This is a genomic window from Parcubacteria group bacterium (assembly GCA_041660065.1).
Taxonomy (GTDB): domain Bacteria; phylum Patescibacteriota; class Minisyncoccia; order Moranbacterales.
The window spans coordinates 157,871-179,603 of sequence record JBAZXC010000002.1; the positions used below are offsets into that span (position 1 = coordinate 157,871).

Sequence of the window (21,733 nt, forward strand, 5' to 3'; positions counted from 1 at the left end):
TAAATGCCTATTATTTACCTGTAACTCTGTATATTCCATTATCCAACATTTTCTTCTTTCTGTCCATGATCGTGCGATGTTTTGCCCAAAAAGCTTTGTCTACTTCTTCCGCGCACACACCCAGACTGATAAAATTTCCCATCACCAAATTGAGCAGGTCGATGTTTTCTTCGATCACTTCTTCACGCGATTTCCCCTTTGTGATCGCTTGCGCCAATTCCCCCAACTCCTCGATCATGAGATTGAGACGAAACATCATGTCTTCATTATTTGTACCTTTCATCGCAAATTTATCATGAAATTTTTGGATCGCGTCATAATACATGTGCATCCCACATGCATTCTTTTGGCGTAAATCGATGTAACGACCACTGCGATAATCCTCGATCGGCTCTCGTGTCGTTTGTGTGATCTTTTTCGGCAGTGCATCCAACGCAAACCATTTGATCTTATCGCACTTATCTGGCTCCATGTTTTTTGGCACGCCGGATATGATGCATGCAATATAATTAAATGCAACCCAATGTTGTTTTTCTTTATGTATAATATGATCCGTATGCGGTAAATATCCCCACACATCGATCTCGATATTTAATTCCTCCTTGATCTCACGCGTTATTGCATCGATTGCGTTCTCACCATGCTTTACACCGCCACCCGGTTTGGACCACCAACCGGATTCATTGCGCACATCTTTACCCCGTCGCATAAGAAGCGCCTCACCTTTTTCATTGAGGATCAGCACACCGCCACCCACGCCAATATAATCCACTGCTTTTTTACACGAACATTTTTTCATAAAATTCTTTCATTATTCTTCCACCAATGTTATGTCTGCACCGATACTGCGCAATCTTTCTTGCAAATTCTCATAACCACGACTGATCGAGTACACATCGCGCAAGATCGATTTTCCTTTTGCGCCAAGCATCGCGACAAGCATGATCGCTGCCGGTCGCAATGCCGGTGGCGATGTCAGATCGGCACCGTGAAATTTCGTCGGACCAGTGATATCCACGCGATGTGAATCAATGAGTGTCGCATGTCCGCCGAGACGATTAAGTTCTGTAAAATATACTGCGCGATTTTCGTATACCCAATCATGGATCAATGTCTTGCCTTTTGCCATCATGGCAATCGGCACAAAAAACGGCAAATTATCCATATTTAGTCCCGGAAACGGCAACGCATGGATTTTGTCTTGTAATGCGGTAAGTTTTGATGGGATCATTTTGATATCCACCAGTTGTGTCCGCTTATTGTATGATCGATATTTTTTAAGTATTTCATATTGCTGCCCCATTTTTTCCAATTTCAATAACTCCAATTCCAAAAATTCGATCGGACATCGCTTAACGACAAGCTCACTTTTTGTTGTGATCGCAAGAGAGAGAAAGAACATCGCCTCAATTGGGTCTTCGCTAATTGTATATTCCACTTTTTTCTTGAGATTCTTTTTGCCATAGATCTCCAATGTCGATGTGCCGATGCCCACGATTTTTACACCAAGTTCTTCCAAGAAAAAACACAGGTCTTGCACCATGTAATTCGATGTTGCCATTTTGATCGTTGTTTTGCCGGGAATTTGCGCCGCCGCCATGATCGCTGTTTCGGTCACAGTATCCCCTGACTCATAGAGCACATTGCTCTCTGCGGGATGCAAAACATCTATCGACATATCAAATCCGCATTTTTGCGACACGATCTCGATGCCATATTTTTCCAAGGCAAAAAGATGCGGACGAATTGTCCGTGCGCCAAGTTTGCATCCTCCGGCCTGCGGGATGAAATATTTTTTGTGTTGCCCGGCAAGTGCACTGATGAGCATGATCGCACTGCGCGTTCTTTCTGCCGCCTGCACATTGATCGTTTCCGGCGTTAATTTCTTTGCTGGTGTAAGCGTCAGTGTCGCACCGTTTTTTTCCACATGCATGCCAATACTTGTCAGCACTTCGATCCATCGATTCACTTCTTCGATCTGCGGCACATTTTTCAAAACAGTGACATCCTGATTGATCACTGAAGCGGCAAGAAGCGCCACTGCGGCATTTTTTGATCCATTGACACTGATCGACCCATGTAATTTCTTCCCGCCGTTGATCTCAAAATATTGCATAAAATTCTCAAAATAATTACCCCCATATCTTCGTCAAGTATAGGGGAAACACCCTTTTTTTACAAGATAAATGACTTTTTCATTCTTGAATATTTTAAAAACCCCAATGAGAAAATCCTTTGTAACATTAGATTACGAATTTACTACATTTTTAATGTCAAATGCACAGCATTATATTTTGGATCAGTTTTTGATTTCTCAACGTCCGTTATTTCATAATTTCTTGTCAAAAGCAATTTAAGCATTTCTTTTGACACATTATAAACTTTTACTGTTATAGATTCATATTTATTTTCTCTGGCAAATTGCTCATTTCGTTCAAAAAGCTTAACAGCGATTCCTTTGTTTCTATACTCTTCCAATACCCCCATGATCCACAGGTACAGAGAGTTGTTTTTCTCAAAAGAAATTGAATCACCAATAATTTGATCATTAACCTTTGCCACAAATATTTTTGGTTGTAAATTTTTTAATTTCTCCTGATATTGATCTAAAGAATATGGATCTTTCTCATACATACCTTTAAATATCTTGTCATTTACAAAAACAATTTGCTCAAGTTGATCAATGCCACACTCTGTTATTTCATATTTATTGGATCGCTCAATATTTGCACTTGGAAATTCTTCTCTCATAAAAAATGTCATTAAATAAAATATACGAATACTTATTATATCGACTTCAGTTTACACCTTATCATTAAAATACGAAATCTTCCACAATCTTTATAAATTATTAACCGTTTTTACAAGATAAAAAGCCATAAGCGAATTTTTATTGCGCGTATGGCTTGATAAATATTATTTCGTCAGAAAATGCCCTTTGTGACGAATAGATGTAAAGAAATGAACATCTCTTTTTTTATTTTTCATAGAACTTGCGCGTTTGCGTACAGTTCGAGGCGCAATCGAGGAGCGGAGTAAGCTGTAGTATATGCTACTGCGTCGAGCACCGCAGATTGCAAACAAAGAAATGTGCCAAACGCGTAAGTTCTATACATTACAACGTTGTGTAATGATCATATATTCAATTGTCAAATGAACAAAAAATCGGGCTTGAGTTATAAATAACTCACCCGAATTTTCATCTCGTAGCGTTGCCCAAAAGCAGACTACTCCATAAGTATAGCACGAAATCGTGACGAAGTCAATCATGCACTCTACAACCGATCTTTATAATTCTCCGCCCAATATTTTACCTTATTGCCATATTGTTTGCACACAGTACGATTAATATTTGATCCGCAATAATAACGACGTGCCGCATCGTACTCCCCCTTTTCGCTTGATGCACCATCATTCGCGAGTTTGATCGCCATCGCCATCACGCCATCGGTGAGGCTCCATGGATTTGCCGGGCTGTTTCCGGTATAACTCTTGATCTTGGATTCATATCCTACCCACGTTGTTGGCATGAATTGCGCCACGCCCATTGCTCCGCCAATCCCGTAACTGAGCGCACACGACACCTTCTGCTTTTTATAATCATAATCCAGATCTTTGCAAATACGCTTAAAGATCTCTAAATTTTTGTCACCCATCTTGCTTTGTTTATATGTACACCCGCCGGTAAATCGACCAAGATCTGTTTCCACCACAAGCATGCCAAGAATAAAGCTCTTACGCACACCCGTTTTTTTGCTTGCAAATTTTGCCGCTTCGACGATATCATCCGTGCTGAACGACTCGCCCAACAACGATGACAATTTTGACTCGACCGCAGAAAGCTTTGCGTTCAAATCCGCCAGTGTCGTATCTACCTTAACGATCTCTGTTTGCACAGCGACGGATTGCGCCAAAAGATCTGATTCTTTTTCCTTATGCTCCTCTAAGAGCTTCTCTTTTTCGCTTTTGAGCGCGGCAAGTTCATTTTTTTTCTGCTCTTGCAAATCCTTTGTGGATTGCACCTGTTGCACCATCTCAACGATCTTTGAACGCAGTGACCCGAGATCATCGGTCTTTCCCATGAATCTCTGCATGCCATCATTATTTTCTATAACAGAAGAAAACGTGCGACCATTTTGCGCATAATATACATTGCGCATTGTCTCCGCCAATGATCGTTGATAAAGAAGAATCTGTCCATTCAATGACTGGATCTGTGCATCATGCCGATCAATATCCGCTTCTTTTGCTTCAATATCACTGATAACCATATCAATCGTACGCTTGGTTGCGCCAAGCGACTGTTGCACGACATTCAAATTTCCCTGCAAAGATGATTTTTGTGCTTCCACTTTTTCCACTTTATCCTCGTATTTTTCTTTTTTTTCTTCGTATTCTTCTTGTTGTTCTTTTTCTTCTTCCGTCAATTCATCTTCTGAATCATCTGCATAGAGAACATTCCCATTGCACAAAAAAAGCCCCGCACATAAAATGCACATCCAGATCAATAAATATATATTGCGCCTTCTTTGTCTTTTCATAGCATACCTATCATACCACAAAATGCGCAGACAAAAAACCGACCCACAGGATCGGTTTTATGTACATCGAATGAAAAATACTGCTATTTTTCTTTTTTCTCTTCTTCTACCACCTTATCAGCCACACCTTCGATCTTTGAGACATCAGCATCCACTTCCGTATTGAGGGATGCAAGCTCTTCCTCAGATCGCGGTTCAGAAACCATTGCAATGATTGTTTCCGGATCAGCCAATATGTGCACCTTATCACCAAGTGTGAGATCACCGACCGTGATATGATCGTCAAATGTTTTTAACGTCTCAAGATTTACCTCAATTTCATGTGGCAAATCTGCAGGCAGTGCGCGAACCTCTAGTTCATCGAGCGTCTTGACCAATGTGCCGCCCAATTCCTTTACTGCCGGTGCGATACCCACAAATACAAGCGACACACCTGTTTCAACTTCCTCTTTCATATTGAGGACATACAAGTCGATATGTGTAAGCACGCCCGATACCGGATTGTTCTGATAGTCGTAAATCAACACATTGACCGGTTTTTTTTCTCCATCAATTTCCAATGTTACCACTGTACTCATACCAGCCTGTGCAAACACGCGCGCAAACTCCACGCTATCGATCCATATACTCTGCGCTTTCACGCCATCGCCATACACCACTGCCGGAATATTTGTCCCAGCCTCCGCACGCATCTTTTTACCGGTCTGCTCACGTTTTTTTGCCTTCAATGTGATCTTTTCCATATCATGTAGAAATAATTATTCTTAAACTTAAAACATTTCACTCGTATATCCGTCAAATCGATTGAGATAATCATGTACAGCGATCACATCATTATCCGAAACCGTTTTTGCATCAAAAAAACTTTTTGCCTCCAATGGTGTTGCGTCCGTCAGAACGCCAACCGTCATCATTCCCGTATCATTTTGCGATACAAAGATCATCGCCGCACCGGCGCATTTTGCGCATGAAATATGCAAGATTGTACGGTCTTCATCATGGCCAAGTGGCATATACGACAAATGATCGCGCGATGCTCCGCACACCGGACACTTTTGTGGAATTACACGGTCATGGTCTCGTGAAAAGTTCATATAGGTTGTATGCTACTACAAAAAAGAAAAAATTGCAAGATAAACACTCTGCCACATCTCTCAGTCTTCATTATGACAAAGATCAGCACTTCGTCAAGCTGTGCATCCTGAACCGTGCTCTATACTCCACTCAAGGACAGTCTTCAATTCACTCTTTTTATAAATGATCCCAAATAAACTGAAACCAGATACGATAGTTTTCAGCCAATTCTTTGTTTTTCATGACAAAGATCGTGCCTCCCTCTCCAAAGTTTCCCACGCCCACACTATTAAATGTAACCACATAATCACCGAATATATCACAAACGCCCGGCGTGGAATATTTTTTAGGTAAAATTTTATAGGCACCGCCAACCTTCCTGATCGCCTCGGGCATTTGTTCTTTCACCCGGTGATCAAAAATTGTACGGTACTTCACTTTTTTCTTTTTCATCTCTTTCTTGAAATTGTCGAGAAAATAACTAGGGATATTTGGCGTAAACCATAGCGCCTTGGCTCCCAAAAAATCGACGGGCTCACCAACGCGCACCAAATCTCGCATATAATTTTTATACCCTTCCACGCCTTTATAGATAAATGCGATTTCTTCTGTCGGTTTTTTGCCATACGCCTCTCTCAACTGTGGCAAGATCTTTTCTATCTCAGTTTCTTTTTCATGGACAATTTCCAACAATTTGTCCGGATTGACGGCGCTATAGATATTTTCCCCTGCTTGAAAGATCTGAAAAACCAAACCTTTTTCAAGAAGACGATTCAGAGAATCATAAATATTTCTCCGATGAACATTGCTTTTTTTGGCAATGTGAGAAACAGAGGATTTTCCCAGATGGATCAGGGCTTCATAGATCTTCGCTTCATTCGGAGAAAGTCCGATTTTTTCCAGACTATTTTCGTACATACGTTTGACTAAATTATTATATGGTGATAGTTACCACCTCATGGGATAGTTGACCACTCTTTATATATAAATAATAATAAACTTAGTGTTTCATGTCAACTAAACTGTTTCGATGTTTCACAAATCCCAAAAAGTGCCTGTCGGCAAAAGGAGGAAATTATGTTCTTTCAGTCAATTCTATACATAGTCTTCATATCTATTGGATATTCCGCTCCAATTACGGAACCTGTTATCCTAATGTCAATGGGAATGCTACTCTTGGGAGTAGTATGTGCGTCCCTAATAATCCCATTTGGTGGTTTGGACAAAAAAACGGAACATATTTCTGAATCAGTGTTGCTATATGGTCCAATTTCTTTTATCGGTTGGCACATTGGAAATACTGCTGCCTTTATAGGTCATGAGTTTGACCCAGCTATCCTTGGTTCAACTACGTTTGTTGCCATAATATTGCTGTCCTTTTGGAGAACTTCCTATCATAGTAGAGAATACCGATTCAGTAATTTTCTACCCATCAGCAACAAACTTCCGACTACAACAAAAGTTGTTGTTAGTCTAAGGATTCGTAAGCTTTCTACCTTAGCCGATAAGATAGTCGTGGCTATAGCGGAAAATAATCCCCTACCAACAGATTTATTAAAAGAGGCGGGAGTTACAGAAAAAGAAATGGACGAGATGAAAAAAGAATTGTCTAACGAATAACTCCTAACAAGGACGATTTACCATAAGCCATGTGACTCCGCATATTCAGTTTCACATGGCTTTTTTAATCTTCGGAAATCCTCATGAAACAAAAAATGGTTTGCAATGACCATCCTTGCAAATACCGATACGTAGATTTGGAACTTTGTACTAAAATAAATGCAATAATATTTTGAAAGAATATGAGTTGAACTGGATATAAAAAAGCCACCATATACAATTTTGGTGGCTATTATGCAATATACAAAATAAAAGCAATGAGGAAAATTACTACTCTATGACCTCCACTTTTCGACGTCCTCTGGCCCTGCGAATCGTGCCTTCGACGAAATTTTCGCCAAATGTATCAGGAATTATTCCGCAGTAAAATCCATCCTCTAACCATATTTCAAAATGATCTTCTTGACCAGGGGGATCAGCACATACATCCTTACAGATACCTTCTGTAGGAAGGAAAATCGAGTCCTTGTGAGTTATGCGAACTTTTTTACCGATGAAAAATCTCATTTTTGTTTCTTTGCTGGAATTTGTCACTGGTCTATTCCTCCTTTGAAATAATTTAAGTAATTTATACAGACCGGCAAAAAAAATAATCAGCATTCTCAATTATTTAACCGCCAGTTTGTGATTTATGTTGTAAATGAACCAACGAAATAGCATAGCACAATTCTACAGTCTTGTCAAGTTCTGGCTTCACCTACTGAACAAACTTAGAACTTTTGATTGGATAGAATTTGAAATAACTTTAGCAAAATTAAAATGTACTTTTTTTATAAAAATAAAAGCTACCCCTTGGAAATCCCATGGGGTAGCTCTGAACTCATTAATTAATTGATTTTTTAGGCGGCAGTTATCCTTACAGGCAAGAATGTTCTTGAATTATCTTTAAACATTCTTACCACCTCCTTGAATAAAAAAAGATTTTTGCCTGTCTTCGGCAAATTATCTAAAGAGACTTTCAAATCGTCATCTTGAATCACGAGGACTTTTAGAATGCGCCTCCGCTTATCCTCTGAACGATCATTTACCATGACAACCCAGCATTTCTTTTCCTTAAATGGAAACCCAAGCGCCCTCTTGATTTCTCCGATAGAGCATTTCGCAGCAATGCGATCCCTAAAGGGAGCCAGAGCTGCGTAGGCGTATTCCTCAAAATCTACAACGGGTTTCGCTCTTGCCGATCTAAAGACTACTCTCCAGAAAAGAAAACGATTGTCATATGCTTTCTTCAAAAAAACCGGACCTTCAATAGTCCGAAAATGAAGAGCATCTGACCCTGACTTCCCTGGATTATCGTTTCTGGTGAAATACACCAGCTCAATATTTACTCGTCCGAAGTTACGCTTCGTGAGAAATAAGAAAATATCGATTGAGAAGTAAAACAGAAAGAATATAATGGCTGATGCCAGTCCAATGACAAACCTCCCGGGAAAAGCCACTAAGAAATCAGATATACTAGCCATATCACCCTCCAAGTAATATTGGTTAATGGATCAATTATCATAGATTGTCAAAAAACTGCGATATTAAACAATAGCATTGTAATATTTATCAGTCAACATCAATCAATATCAAAAGGCGCTAATGAACCTTAAGGTTATGATGATCGTTTGGCAGGACAGCTTTCGAACTTTTGAGTGGCTTAAAGGTTTGCCAGATCCACCGACGATTATTAAGCAGATAGGTCAACTTTTAGAATTAATATAAAAAAAGCGCCGTACCAATAGGTCGTGCGCCTCATAGAAATTTTTGATGCTGAGCTGTTTGAGTTAGGAAGCCCGGCTAACCAGATCTTCGTTAATGATGTAGAGGTCACCACCCACATGATGCACATGGTCGAAGTCAGCCTGACTTTGAATGAGAAGAGCTACGAGACCGTGAGGTCGCTCGGCAACTGCTGACAGACCCTGTCCATTGCTTAGTTGTTCTTGCGCTTCATTCCAGGATGCAGGAAAGCTAATTCTTTTTCCCTTTTCTTGAACCAGGGACGCTGGACGAATATAAAGACCCATAATTTTCCTCCTCTTGAAATATCTTATTTAAGATAGAATGTTGCTGCTGAGATGCCCAATGCTCGCAACAGAACATCGGATGAATATAGCATATAATTTGCCCTTTGTCTAGCTTTTGTTCGAGTTTTGTTTAGGGCAGTAAAAACAAGGCTTATAAAAGCCTCGTTTTTTGGGAGCTCCGGTTATTGGAAAGATTTAGAACTATTGATTGGGATAGGTTCAAAAAATTATTGAAAGAATTTAATATAATGTACAATCTAGTATTTAAAAAAGAAAAGCCCGCACAACAGATGGACTTTTCCTTTTCTGTTGAGCGAGCTACTTTTTAACCCACGGATAATGCAAATTATTACACCCGTGACCATCTTCTGCTGTGATCCATGCGGGCTTTGAAGCTCCTGTTTGATCTTGCCAAAACATATATTCTTCACAGGCCTGCTCAATATCATCTGGAATAGACTCTTCTTTAAGTGTAAATGCATGGGAAATGCATGCATTTGCAAATCTAGCTTGATGTAATGAGTCATTACTTCTGTGTGATCCCATTGTCAATGCCCATGTCTGAACCAAAAATAAGAAGGCTCCTTTCTTTGTGTTAATATCACATATCATGGCTTTTCTCCTCTGCAATCTGTAAATTAGGTTCATTGAAAAAAGATGGTGGATTGTACAAATAACTAACATAACGAAAAAGCATAGCACAAAGCTATACTTTTGTCAATGCTCCGCGAATAGGTTTCGAACTGAATACTACGCTTTTCAAATCTATTCAATAGTGGACTGTACCGGACTCGAACCGGTGGTCTTCTCCATGCCATGGAGACGCTTTACCAACTAAGCTAACAGCCCAAAAAGTGCATTAGTACGATTCAATATAATTTTTCATCGTGACTTCGCGTCGTAAGTATACACTCATTACCATACCGCATGCAATGAGGATACTAATTAGCGCACTTCCTCCATAACTGATAAGAGGAAGCGGGATACCCGTAACGGGCATCACGCCGATATTCATGCCGACATTGATCGTAAAATGGATAAAAAACAACGCCATCACACCCACGACCAAAAAATACCCGAACGTATCCCGCGATTGCCCTGCGATGACAAAAAATCGGAAAAATAACGTGAAGAAAAGCCCACATAACACCAAAACGCCCAAAAATCCCACCGACTCCGCGATCGTTGCAAAAATAAAGTCCGTGTGTTTTTCCGGCAAAAAGTTCAATTGCGATTGCGACCCATACCCAAACCCCTGACCAAACATACCGCCGTTACCCACCGTAATGATCGACTGCAAAACATTATACCCCGTGCCTTGCGGATCACGTTCTGGATGGAGAAAATTGACGATGCGCGCACGCTGGTACGGCGCAAAAACTTGCCACGCAAGCACGGCAAACACACATCCCAAAACAACAAATGATAATAGGAAACGCTTCTTGATCCCCGATACAAAGATCATCCAAAACCATATACCGTATAGAACGATCGCCGAACCAAAGTCCGGTTGCAAAAGCACAAAAAACGCCATGATGCTCGTCAAAATAAATGACACAATGATCGTAGTGATCTCTCCCAGCTCTCCCCGCTTCTTGGAAATAAAATGCGCCAAAAAGATGATTATAAATACTTTGATAATTTCCACCGGCTGGATATATGTGAATCCGAGATTGAGCCATCCGGACGTGCCACGCAACGTTGTCCCAAAAAGCACCGTAATCCCCAAAAGGCCAATCGATACAAAATAAAGGAATGTACTATACGCCCGCCAGATTCCATAATCGATCAAACTAAATATGATAAAAATACCTATTCCTATAACAACATACGTGAGATGTTTGACGAAAATCGTGCGGTCCCATCCGTCCCCATAAGAAAAAACACTCCACAGTGCGATCGTCCCAAAGATCAAAATGAGAATCACTGTAAAAAAATAGATAAAATCAAAAGCAAAAAATTTGCGAATCATACCATACAATGTTTATCACAACAAAACCGCGCTATTCCGTCACAGGAATGTATTTTGTCATATAATTCAACGAATCAAACACATTTGCCTCCGCCTGCATTTCTGCCGATGCGATTGTCCCGGGAAATTTGTGTGGCCATGTCAGCCGAAATTCCCGCTTTGAATCCGCATCAAGTGTTTTTTGGACAGTTTTATTTGCGGCAATTGGCACACCTCGTTCATCTAGGAGGATAACATTGATTGTCACATCATGGAAGTCATACGGACCTTCATTGGATACAAGCCCAAACGCCTCGGCATAATCCGTGGTGTTTTGCACCAATCCAAATCGCTGATTACGCACAAAGATCTGCGGACTATCAAAATTTGTGAACTTCACCCAGTCAACCTTGTCGATCGTCACATTAGCACCCGATGCCTGTTGCATTGAATCCAGACCGATCTCAACAATATATTTGTTTTCATTCGGCAAGATAAACGTCACGTTGTCCCGCTTTGCCAAAACATTTTTACCACTATCATAAATTTCTACCGTGTAATGCACTTTTTCTCCTCCAAAAAACCCATTCGGATTATGAATCTCCGCAACAACATCATATGTATTTTCTCCGCCATAAAGCACCTGCGCTTCTTTGACTACGATATCTTTGCCTACCAATTCTTCTTTGCATGCACCACACACAGGACCCCCACAATCAATCTCTATTTCTTCTCCATTTTTCTTTCCATCATCACAGCGTGGTTTTGGTTGCATTGCCATTGTGATAAGCCCCGCGATCACAAGGAAAATTGTTATGTAGATCGCAATAATGATCTTTTGCTTGAGAAATCGATTCATAATAATATATGTTTTTACGCGAATACACCTGTATTATACCGCACACGTCAAATAAAACAAAAACCCCTCCTGTACAGAGGGGTTTTAGTTATTTTCAAAAAGAGACCTTTACATCATTGCTGTATGTGCCACACTTTCCTCCCTTGTATATACACACGCGAAAATGATACGTTTTGCCCTTAGGAAATCCTTCCCATGTATATTTGCGCACATCACGATTGGAAAGATACTGATAATCATCACCGGGATAGACAGGGTTAGGATCTTTGGATTTTACAACTTTAAATCTCAACGGCGCATCGCCACCGGAGATCTCCCACGTCAATTTTACATCACCATTATCTTCTTTTGCAGAAAGCGAAACTGATGACGCATACTCGCCATCACCGTCATCTTTGCCACTCGGCGTATCCACATATATATCATTGCTATATTGTAGACACTTTCCCGACCCATCATATATACACACTCGAAAATGGTACTTTTTTCCCGTGGTGATCTCCCACATGTACTCCCGCACGGAACTATCCGTGAGATACTGATAATCATCACCGGGATAGACAGGATTTGCATCGGTGGATTTTACAATCTTAAACCCATGTGGCGCACTCACACCTTTTGTACCCCAATGCAATCGCACGCCACTACTTGATTTTTCACCACTGAGCGTGATCGACCCTGTGACAGTGTCATTATCTGCATCTTTTTTCACATTATCTCCATCCGTTTTCTCCCCATCCTCATTTTTTGCCGTACTCCACACGATAAAGTCATCCGTGAGATCTGCATCAGCGATCACGGTCTTCTCCACATGGTCATTCACTACTTTTGCTTTATTGCCTTCCTCAATGCGATCGAGAGTGTTGCCAGCATCATTTTGTACCTCCACAGCACTTTCCACGACAAGCACTGACGTTGTGTCGCCCGATTCTGTCACGCCAAATTCCGTACCAAGCGCCTTGATCGCATAACGATCTGTTTGAACGATATATGTACGCGCATCATTTTTTGCAACACTATTGAAAATCTCCCCTTGTTCAACATCGATCTTTATATCCTGCACATTATCGACAAAGACAATGTGCGTATTCTCATCCAATCGCACGATACTGCCATCCTCAAATGTTACGATCGCACGTGATTTCCCAAGCGTACGTAATTCATTGCCTTTTGCAAAAATATTACCCTTTGCCGCAGTAAACCATCCAGACGTAGCACTCTCTCGCACTTCAACCGTACCTTCAGCATATTCCACCTGTCCATTGATCTTTTTTGTGGGTTGCTCCGCAGGAATTTCTGAGATTATTTGTGTCGATGTGCCTTGTGGCATATACCACAAAGCATAAAAACGTCCCGCAAAAAACGCCAACGTGAACAGAAGGATAAAAACGATCATAATAATTATAAAGATCTTTCGTCCTTTTTCTTCATAAAAATCCAGCATAGACTTTATCATTAAAATTAAATCTACTTTTGAGAAGCGACCAGCGCACTGCGGAGTACACAGTTTGAACCGCGCAGATACATCGGTCGTTGATCTTTTTTGTAAAAATCGACACGTTCTTCAAATGTCTTTCGTTTTGCGTGCGCATAAAAGACACCCAGTGGCAATCGATCCGTTTCTGTTGCACGACGAAATGCATCCACCCGATCAGTCACATCACGATCATCTTCCATATAATACGTATGCTCTTTGAACCATTGATAGGTATTGATCTTGTTGAAAACAACACATGGCTGGAATAGATCCACCAAAGAAAATCCCTTGTGATCGATCGCTTGCGCGATGATCGCTTGCATTTTTTGTGGATCACCGACACTTGCGCGCGCCACAAACGGTGCGTCAAGAGAAATTGCCAGAGCGATCGGATTGATCGGCATATCGATCACACCGTATGGTTGTGTTGGTGTGACTGTGCCTTCCTCTGTAGTCGGTGACGCTTGCCCTTTTGTCAGACCATAGATCATATTATTGTGGACGATGACGGTAATATCAGGATTGCGACGGATCGCATGGATGAGGTGATTACCTCCCTCGCCATAGACATCCCCATCCCCACTGGTAACGATCACCGTTTGCGTTGGATTTGCAATTTTAACCCCGGTCGCAACAGGCAACGCGCGTCCATGCAGTCCATTGAAATAATTACAATTGATATATTGCGGTAATTTTGCAGCCTGCCCGACGCCTGATACGAATGTCACATCTTGTGGCGCAAGATTTTTTTCTTGCAAAACATTTTTGATCGTTTGCAAAATAGGAAAATTACCACATCCCGGACACCACTGGCATTCCACGGATTGTGGAACTGTAAAATTATTTTTGATATGTGCCGATCCGATCATAATATTTAGTTCAAAGTTTATAAAGGTCAAAAGTTTATAAAGAAAAGAATATCACATTACATTTTTTTTATTTGCTCCACAAGTTCTTCCACATTGAATGGTTCACCATTCCATTTGAGAATGGTTTTATCTATCGCGATGTCACATTCTTGTGTCAAAAGATGCGCAAATTGTCCCGTGGCATTGTTTTCCACAACAATTACTTTTTCCGCTTTTGCAAAGATCTTTTTGATCTTCTTTTTATCAAGAGGAAATAATTGCACAAAATGTACGACAGTCATATCCTGATTGCCGGCTTCACTCACCGCCTCAACAACCGTGTTGCGCGTCGATCCCCAGCATACGATCAATTTTTTGCCGGATTTTTTACTGCGTCCCGTTGTAGTTTTTTGCGTAATAACTTCCGGCAAAAGCATCACTTCTTCAAGAAGAGCACGTCTTTTGAAGAGACGCTTTTCTGCCATGTGCATATGAATTCCACGTGTGTCCTCGGTAATACGACCGGTTTCATCATGCTCATCACCATCCACACACACCAATCCGTCACCGAACCCCGGCACGCCACGCTCGCTTACACCATTTTCCGTAAGTGCATATCGCTTGTAATCGCGTGTTGTTTCTATAATATGTTTTACGTTGTTTTGTTCCACAAAATCATTTTTTTCAACTTTGTACAATGCATCCACAAAATACTGATCCGTAAGCACAAATGTCGGAATCTGATATTTATCGGCAATATCAAGTGCATGCGCCGTGACAGCATATGCCTGCATCGGTGTACCGGGCGCAAAGATCGCTCGCATAAATTCCCCATGTCCCGCATGAAGCACGAGATTGAGATCTTCTTGTCCCGTGTGCGTTGGCAAACCGGTTGCCGGACCGGGACGTTGTCCGATATGAAACGTGATCGGTGTTTCGATCATTCCCGCCAGAGAAACCGCCTCGCACATCAGATCAAACCCACCGCCGGACGTCGTCACAATACTTCGCGCACCGGCATATGAAGCACCTAGTGCCATATTGACTGCTTCGATCTCATCTGTTGCCTGCTCTACCACCGCACCACACTCCTTGCTGTTCTGTGCCAAAAAAGTCAAAAGCCCCGTTGACGGCGACATGGGATACGCCACACAAAAATCAACCCCTGCCGCAAGCGCCCCAAATCCCACAGCATCAATGCCAGACATGAAGAGGTCATCTTTGACTGCCTCTTTTGTTTTCATTGCAACATGCACATCGTGTGAAAAAGCGAAATGTGCACCCATTTTAAAACCTCGTGATAATGCCTCTTGATTTTTTGTAATGATATCCTTTCCCTTTTTTACAAAGAAATTGCGTAAATATTCACGTGCATGCTTTTCATCTGCGCCGATCAATCCCAAAATCGCACCGGCCGCAACCGTATTAGCATAAAGAGTGCCACCAATCGACTGCGCAATGCTTATAAAATTCACTTCCATCACACAATCCTGGCAAAATTCCGCGTCACGAAACCCCAAAAACATCGTCTTATCATTAAAACGATGCTTATAAAAAGAAAATGACCGCGGATCAAGAGAAACGAAGAGATCGATCGTAGAACGAAATGCGTCTCTTTTTTCACTGGAAATACGAATGGTCGTGGAATTGATCCCGCCACGCACGCGCGACATGTATTCCGCCGTCGCAAAGACATGAAAGCCTTGTAATTTCAAAATGTGCGTCAGCAAATGCGCAACGCTCTGAATCCCTTGTCCGGCTTGCCCTGCGATCACGATCGAAAGATCATCTGTAATATGATGTGCCATAATTTTTATTTATATTTTTCAAAAATCTCTGAATGCTCTCGCTTTTGTCATGTTGCATTTCAGCGATCTCTTTTGATCTTATTATAACACAAAACAAAAAACGACCGTAACAGATCGCTGATAACGACTCCTTTTTTTCAACTACTCTAAAATTAACCAACAAAACACATGCCATGGGTACTGATGTGGGTACCCAAAAAGTTTTACACTATTTTCCCGTTGTAACCACGTTTTTATTCAGCCAGATCTTTTTTTACTTCTTCAAATTCATTCTCAATTTCCTGCAAACGCTTTTTTGATTCTTTGATGAGTTTTGCGCCTATTTTTACTTTTTCAATGCCCTGTTCCACATCCACTTCATCTTGCTTTTCAAACCATGTAACGATCTCTTCGATCTCCTTGAGGTTTTTGGTCAAATTGCTTTTTGCTTGTGCCATATATTTATTAGTATGTTATTAGTATGTTAGACACGCCTTGCTTTAGACACACTGCGTTTTAGACACGCTACGCTAGTAGACTTTACACGACATTCTTCTGCATGTCTACATATCTAGAGCGTAGCGTGTCTACCAGTCTAATAGTCTAAATTTACTATACTACGATTTTTATTTTTACAAAAATACCTATTGTACCTCCGTCATGATCTCGCCATCGCTGATGTGAATTGTCATATGATCACCTTTGCTCACATCGTTTTTTCTTCGCACAACATTTCCCCGTTCATCACGTGCAATGCTGTATCCGAGCATGAGTTGTCTCTGCGGATCATTTTGTACGATCGACTTTGCAAGGAATTGCAGGCGCTTCATATATTGTATGATGCCACTTTGGAAAAGAGCGAATGCCCGTTGCATATTCACAAGAGTTCTCGCATCATCGATCATGCGTCCATAGAAACGAAAGATGTGATCTTGCGCAACAGTAAAAAATGTTTTTTTGCGGTCAATGCTTTTTTCCATGTGATGGATCACGTTTGCAAAGCGACGAAATAATTCTAATGATGATGTTACAATCTCTTCCAAAAAGTCCGTAAGTTGCCGTTCGTACTCATTGCCACGTTCTTGTTGTTGTCGCAGAGCTTTGTCAAAAAAGTGCACGATCATCTGCTCCCGACTGCGTACATATTCGCCACATTGATCCCAGCTCTCACGCACAGCACGTGCCGCCGCCGTCGGCGTACTCACACCGCGATCCGCCACGAGTGTCGTCAACGTTTCATCCTGCTCATGCCCCACACCGGCAACAACCGGCACAGGAAAATCTGCGACCATGCGCACCACTTTTTCATTATTGAATGCTTGCAAACTCTCCAAACTACCACCACCGCGCACAATGACCAAAACATCCAAATCTTTTTTTGCCATTGTCGTAAGGGCGCTGATCAGATCATCAACTGCCTGTGCACCCTCCACACGTGATTGATGGAAAATGATTTTGTATCCATAGTGACCCACATTGGTCGTAAAATCTCCGATTGCCGCACCTGTACGCGATGTAATGAGTCCAACTCGCTGTGGCAATTGTGGCAGTGCACGCTTTTTTTCCAGTGCCAACAATCCCTCCGCGTCCAATTTTTTCTTGAGATCATCATAGGCCTTTTTGAGCGCCCCTTCACCGTATAACTCCACCATCGTGCCCACAAAGCTAAATCCGTATTGCTTATGATAGTTGGGATGTCCCGTGATCACAATCTCCATACCGTCTGCAAGTGCGACACCGGCCAGATCATAACGATCGCAAAAGATCATACATCGCATCACACTGGAGCGATCTTTGATCTCAAAATATACGTGCCCGCTCGCATTGCGCTTAAAGCCCACAACCTCACCCTGCACACGCACATTGCGAAAATGTGTTTGCAACAGTGTGTCCAACATCGTCACAAAATCCGTAACGCTTACTGCCACATCATTTTTATCGATGATTTCCCCGGTCTCCTGATCATAGTGCATCGGTTGTTGTACCGGCATGGGACGTATTGCCGCCAGATCATTCACCGCTTGTGCCTCTGCAAAAAGATTGTTCTTTGTTTCATAGGCAACAGATACATCGCCGGTAATCCCATTGCCGCGCACCAAACCTAAAATTACATCACCATACTTGCGAATTTTTGCCGGACCGATGCCTTTGATCCGCAAAAGATCACTGCTTGTCTTTGGCTGCAATCGTGCAATTTCTTTGATGGTATTGAATTGTAAGACCATATATGGCTCCAGATGTTCTTTACCTGCCTGTTCTTGTTGCCATGTGATCAGTTGTTGCATAAGCGTCATATGCAACTATTGTGGCACAAAAAACCAAATAAAAAAAGCTTTTTCCTAAGAGTATCTCTCCCAGCTACAAAATCAACAAGAAAATTGCCGCAATGATCAAACACGTCACAAAAACGATCGATGCCCATCCGCATACCCGTACCCACCACGGATGCGTTTCTCTCCCCATGATGTGTTTATCATCCCCGACGATCATGATCACCACCAAAAGAGGCAAAGCGATCACACCATTGATGAATGCCGCATAATACAATGCCATGATCGGATTGATATGAAAAAAATTCAAAGAAAGCCCAAATAAAATTGAAATGACGATGATCATATAAAAACCTTTTGCATGAGAAAATTTCTCTTCCAGACCCTCATGCCATTTCATGACCTCCGCAAGCGCATACGCACCGGACCCGGCCAAAATCGGGACGGCAAGCATACCGGTACAGATCAAACCGATAGAAAAAAGAAGAAATGCATGTTCTCCCGCCAATGGGCGCAGTGCCATCGCCGCTTGATCTGCAGACTCGATATTATATATCCCATTCTGATGTAAGACTTGTGCTGTTGTGATAATGATGAAGAAGAAAACACTGTTTGCCAAAAACATCCCCGTTCCGACATCCGTACGCATTTTCCGTATTTTTGTCGTCAGTCCATGTTTTTCTTTTTTGAGAGGAATGATGGCACTTCTTTTTTCCATACGATTTTCCTCCACTTCTTCTGACGTTTGCCAAAAAAAGAGATATGGCGTGATGCTTGTGCCAAAAACAGCGATCATCGCAAAAACATATGATTCATCAGGTAAAAATTGCGGCACAAAGGCAAAATGAAATATTTCGCGCCACGCAGGATGGATAATAAAACCTGTCACAACATACGCCAAAACTGAAATAGTCAACCATTTCAACACGCGCACATAAATGCGATACCCGATGAAGATCTCACACACGATTGACACTGCCGCAAAAAGAAGCGCCGCGATATAAAAATTTATATGCGTAAGCATATTCAATGCAGACGCCATTGCGCCAAGATCAGCACCAATATTCACAACATTTGCAATAATGAGTAGCACAACGATCCCGCCGACAATACGTTTTTTATAATGACGCTGTAAAACACCGGCCAAACCATGATTTGTCACGATACCAATGCGTGCACATACTTCCTGAATCGCCATCATCATCGGCAAAAGCCACACGGCCATCCAGAGAATACTCAAACCGAACTTCGCACCAACAGAAGAATACGTACCGATACCTGACGGGTCATCATCCGACGCACCCGTAATGAGACCCGGTCCAAGTGCACGAAAAAAAAGATGCATTTTTTTCCAAGGGTTTTTTGCCAACTCCATGACGCGAATGACTTCTGTCTCCGCGATCACGACCGTACCATCAATCGTCTTGACAGCCCTAACCTCGCCCCACACGACCAATTTGCGCGCAACAATAAGAGGAATACCCGCCATATGTCGGAATTCCGACATGGAGAAAAATTTTTCATTATGATTATTGTCGTTTTGTATTGTTTCCATTTTTTCTCAAAAAAATATCTATCATCATTGTGTCACACTTCACGCGTTTTGATAAGAACAAAAAACCCTACCTCTTTTAAACACTGTATGGCGCATGATCGAAAATTTCATTGTCAATCGCGTTCTTCACCGCATTATATTCCGCGATATCTTTTATCGCCCATGTGAGCAGTGGTTTATTTTTTTTGTGTGCAACAGACACGATCCAACACCGTGGCAACAATGATGCCCGACAAACAAAGAAATCCGGCATATGCGCACTCACGCTCCACAAAATATACAAACCAATCTTTCGCACCCAGCCGCCACAAAAACTCTTATTCTTATAGTCAGTGAAGTTTTGTCCGCATGAGATCTGCGGAAAATATTTTTTTGCTTTTTTGACCAAAAGCGGATCAAATGACGACAACGCGTAATTCCCATGATATTTTTTTAAAATATCGCGCAGTGTAGCAAGAAAAAATTCTCGATCATGTCTTTTGTTTTTCATCTCAATAAGAAGAGGCACGCGCCCACGGACAAGAGCCAGTACATCATCCAGCGTTGGAATATGCTCCTGCGATGAGCCTAGTATACACGCGGAAATCTCTTTTTTTGTCATGTCAGACAATACTGTGTCCACATTGCACATACGTTTTAGCGACCAATCATGAAAGACGATCATTGCGCCATCTGCCGACATCTGCACATCCAATTCAATCGGATAACTGGCATCAACAGCTTTTTGACATGCTCCCAATGAATTTTCCGGCGCATCGTGACCCCATGCGCCCCGATGTGCGATCGGCTGCTGTTGTATCCACTGTTCTGTTTTCATAATAATCCACTGTATGCATTGCCCAAGACGCCCATTGCCCATGGGAGTATAAAGATGAGACCGATCAACGGCAAGACAAACGTCACGATCGTAATGATCAATGTCGCGAGAAAGATCTTTCGCGCGCTTTCCACACTTTTATAAATTGCATTGATCTTTTTCTCTTGTTCCTCCAATTTTTGTAATATTTTTTCTTCCATATTTTTATATATTCTTTTGACAAATATCATATAATACACACTGATCGCATTTCGGAACGCGTCCACAGATCGCACGTCCATGCGTGATTAAATATTCATTCCATTCCACATATTTTTTTGGCGCGACAATTTGGCTCATTTCCCCACTCATTTTTTCCGGCGTCCTCGCGTCACTAAGTCCGATGCGTTTACATAAGCGAAAAACATGTGTGTCCACCGCCATGCCCACATGTTTTCCATATGCTTTTGAAAGCACGAGATATGCTGTCTTGATCGATACACCGCGCAATGTAAGCAATGCCTCCAATGTGTCCGGTACCTTGCTACCAAAATTTTTTACCATCGTTTGCCCGCTTTCCTTGAGTGCTTTGGCTTTGGAGTGATAAAATCCCGTTGAGTAGATCTCTTTTTCCAACGTTGTGATCTTCGCCTTTGCATAGTCTTCTGCCGTTGTATATTTTTTAAACAATTTTTTTGTCACCATATTCACACGCGTATCCGTACACTGCGCAGAAAGAATTGTCCCGACAAGTAATTCCAGGGGCGTTGTCCATTCTACAAACGGACCCGTTGTTTTATACGATTTTTTCAGCCGACGCAAAACTTCCCGCGCAATTTTTTGCTTATCCATGATGCAATTGTGGCACATCTCACACAAGAAATCAAAGATTGACAAAATTGTTGTCCATTGGTATAGTCCATACGCGGAAAATACCATTCAC

Annotated in this window: 22 protein-coding genes and 1 tRNA gene; 1 reads left to right on the forward strand and 22 read right to left on the reverse strand. The window is 41.7% G+C overall.

All coding sequences use genetic code 11. The features are described 5' to 3' along the window. Positions 1–10: 10 nt before the first annotated feature. The 7 genes from WC819_03260 to WC819_03290 all read right to left on the reverse strand — a co-directional run bounded on the left by WC819_03260 (position 11) and on the right by WC819_03290 (position 6,533). Positions 11–799 carry an NUDIX domain-containing protein gene (locus WC819_03260; GenBank protein MFA5986339.1) on the reverse strand — a complete coding sequence of 263 codons (789 nt, stop codon included), beginning with the start codon at positions 797–799 and terminating at the stop codon, positions 11–13. A 12-nt stretch (positions 800–811) separates the two neighbouring features. Further along, positions 812–2,116: a UDP-N-acetylglucosamine 1-carboxyvinyltransferase gene (locus WC819_03265; GenBank protein ID MFA5986340.1), complete on the reverse strand. Its 1,305-nt coding sequence runs from the start codon at positions 2,114–2,116 to the stop codon at positions 812–814. Between the two features lie 143 nt (positions 2,117–2,259). Beyond that, the gene (locus tag WC819_03270) at positions 2,260–2,751 is read right to left on the reverse strand and encodes a GNAT family N-acetyltransferase (protein MFA5986341.1); all 492 of its coding nucleotides are present in this window, start codon (positions 2,749–2,751) and stop codon (positions 2,260–2,262) included. A gap of 524 nt (positions 2,752–3,275) precedes the next feature. Continuing rightward, entirely contained in the window at positions 3,276–4,541 is a 1,266-nt protein-coding gene (locus WC819_03275; protein MFA5986342.1) for a lytic murein transglycosylase, read from the reverse strand. 83 nt (positions 4,542–4,624) lie between these two features. Next, positions 4,625–5,284: a 50S ribosomal protein L25 gene (locus tag WC819_03280; protein ID MFA5986343.1), complete on the reverse strand. Its 660-nt coding sequence runs from the start codon at positions 5,282–5,284 to the stop codon at positions 4,625–4,627. A gap of 27 nt (positions 5,285–5,311) precedes the next feature. Next, positions 5,312–5,635: a hypothetical protein gene (locus WC819_03285; protein MFA5986344.1), complete on the reverse strand. Its 324-nt coding sequence runs from the start codon at positions 5,633–5,635 to the stop codon at positions 5,312–5,314. A gap of 157 nt (positions 5,636–5,792) precedes the next feature. Then, complete coding sequence (locus WC819_03290; protein ID MFA5986345.1) at positions 5,793–6,533, reverse strand: helix-turn-helix domain-containing protein; 741 nt, start codon at positions 6,531–6,533, stop codon at positions 5,793–5,795. 243 nt (positions 6,534–6,776) lie between these two features. Here WC819_03290 and WC819_03295 point away from each other — a divergent pair, with 243 nt between their 5' ends. Further along, positions 6,777–7,235 carry a hypothetical protein gene (locus tag WC819_03295; protein MFA5986346.1) on the forward strand — a complete coding sequence of 153 codons (459 nt, stop codon included), beginning with the start codon at positions 6,777–6,779 and terminating at the stop codon, positions 7,233–7,235. 839 nt (positions 7,236–8,074) lie between these two features. On the opposite strand, the gene WC819_03300 is transcribed toward WC819_03295, so the two are convergent. From WC819_03300 to nth, 15 genes are all read right to left on the reverse strand, one after another. After that, the gene (locus WC819_03300; protein MFA5986347.1) at positions 8,075–8,698 is read right to left on the reverse strand and encodes a hypothetical protein; all 624 of its coding nucleotides are present in this window, start codon (positions 8,696–8,698) and stop codon (positions 8,075–8,077) included. Positions 8,699–9,004: 306 nt separating this feature from the next. After that, positions 9,005–9,247, reverse strand: coding sequence for a hypothetical protein (locus WC819_03305; protein MFA5986348.1), 243 nt, complete (start codon positions 9,245–9,247; stop codon positions 9,005–9,007). A 318-nt stretch (positions 9,248–9,565) separates the two neighbouring features. Further along, positions 9,566–9,859: a hypothetical protein gene (locus WC819_03310; protein ID MFA5986349.1), complete on the reverse strand. Its 294-nt coding sequence runs from the start codon at positions 9,857–9,859 to the stop codon at positions 9,566–9,568. Between the two features lie 164 nt (positions 9,860–10,023). Continuing rightward, positions 10,024–10,096: transfer RNA gene (locus tag WC819_03315), tRNA-Ala, on the reverse strand. 10 nt (positions 10,097–10,106) lie between these two features. Continuing rightward, positions 10,107–11,219 carry a rod shape-determining protein RodA gene (gene rodA, locus WC819_03320; protein MFA5986350.1) on the reverse strand — a complete coding sequence of 371 codons (1,113 nt, stop codon included), beginning with the start codon at positions 11,217–11,219 and terminating at the stop codon, positions 10,107–10,109. Positions 11,220–11,250: 31 nt separating this feature from the next. After that, entirely contained in the window at positions 11,251–12,057 is an 807-nt protein-coding gene (locus tag WC819_03325) for a hypothetical protein (GenBank protein ID MFA5986351.1), read from the reverse strand. A 94-nt stretch (positions 12,058–12,151) separates the two neighbouring features. After that, positions 12,152–13,501, reverse strand: a complete 1,350-nt coding sequence (locus tag WC819_03330; protein MFA5986352.1) for a FecR family protein — start codon at positions 13,499–13,501, stop codon at positions 12,152–12,154. Positions 13,502–13,524: 23 nt separating this feature from the next. Continuing rightward, positions 13,525–14,403, reverse strand: coding sequence for a thiamine pyrophosphate-dependent enzyme (locus WC819_03335; GenBank protein ID MFA5986353.1), 879 nt, complete (start codon positions 14,401–14,403; stop codon positions 13,525–13,527). Between the two features lie 56 nt (positions 14,404–14,459). Continuing rightward, positions 14,460–16,190, reverse strand: coding sequence for a 2-oxoacid:acceptor oxidoreductase subunit alpha (locus WC819_03340; protein MFA5986354.1), 1,731 nt, complete (start codon positions 16,188–16,190; stop codon positions 14,460–14,462). Positions 16,191–16,423: 233 nt separating this feature from the next. Next, positions 16,424–16,627 (reverse strand): exodeoxyribonuclease VII small subunit, encoded by a 204-nt coding sequence (locus tag WC819_03345; GenBank protein MFA5986355.1) that lies wholly within the window; start codon positions 16,625–16,627, stop codon positions 16,424–16,426. A gap of 186 nt (positions 16,628–16,813) precedes the next feature. Continuing rightward, positions 16,814–18,454 carry an exodeoxyribonuclease VII large subunit gene (xseA, locus tag WC819_03350; protein ID MFA5986356.1) on the reverse strand — a complete coding sequence of 547 codons (1,641 nt, stop codon included), beginning with the start codon at positions 18,452–18,454 and terminating at the stop codon, positions 16,814–16,816. Positions 18,455–18,527: 73 nt separating this feature from the next. Further along, positions 18,528–19,994 (reverse strand): divalent metal cation transporter, encoded by a 1,467-nt coding sequence (locus WC819_03355; GenBank protein ID MFA5986357.1) that lies wholly within the window; start codon positions 19,992–19,994, stop codon positions 18,528–18,530. A gap of 76 nt (positions 19,995–20,070) precedes the next feature. Further along, positions 20,071–20,811, reverse strand: a complete 741-nt coding sequence (locus WC819_03360; protein ID MFA5986358.1) for a glycerophosphodiester phosphodiesterase family protein — start codon at positions 20,809–20,811, stop codon at positions 20,071–20,073. Then, on the reverse strand, positions 20,808–21,011 hold the full coding sequence (locus tag WC819_03365) for a hypothetical protein (GenBank protein ID MFA5986359.1): 204 nt from the start codon (positions 21,009–21,011) through the stop codon (positions 20,808–20,810). Before WC819_03365 ends, WC819_03360 begins: the two co-directional genes overlap by 4 nt. Positions 21,012–21,015: 4 nt before the next feature. Further along, on the reverse strand, positions 21,016–21,642 hold the full coding sequence (gene nth, locus WC819_03370) for an endonuclease III (protein MFA5986360.1): 627 nt from the start codon (positions 21,640–21,642) through the stop codon (positions 21,016–21,018). Positions 21,643–21,733: the final 91 nt, after the last annotated feature.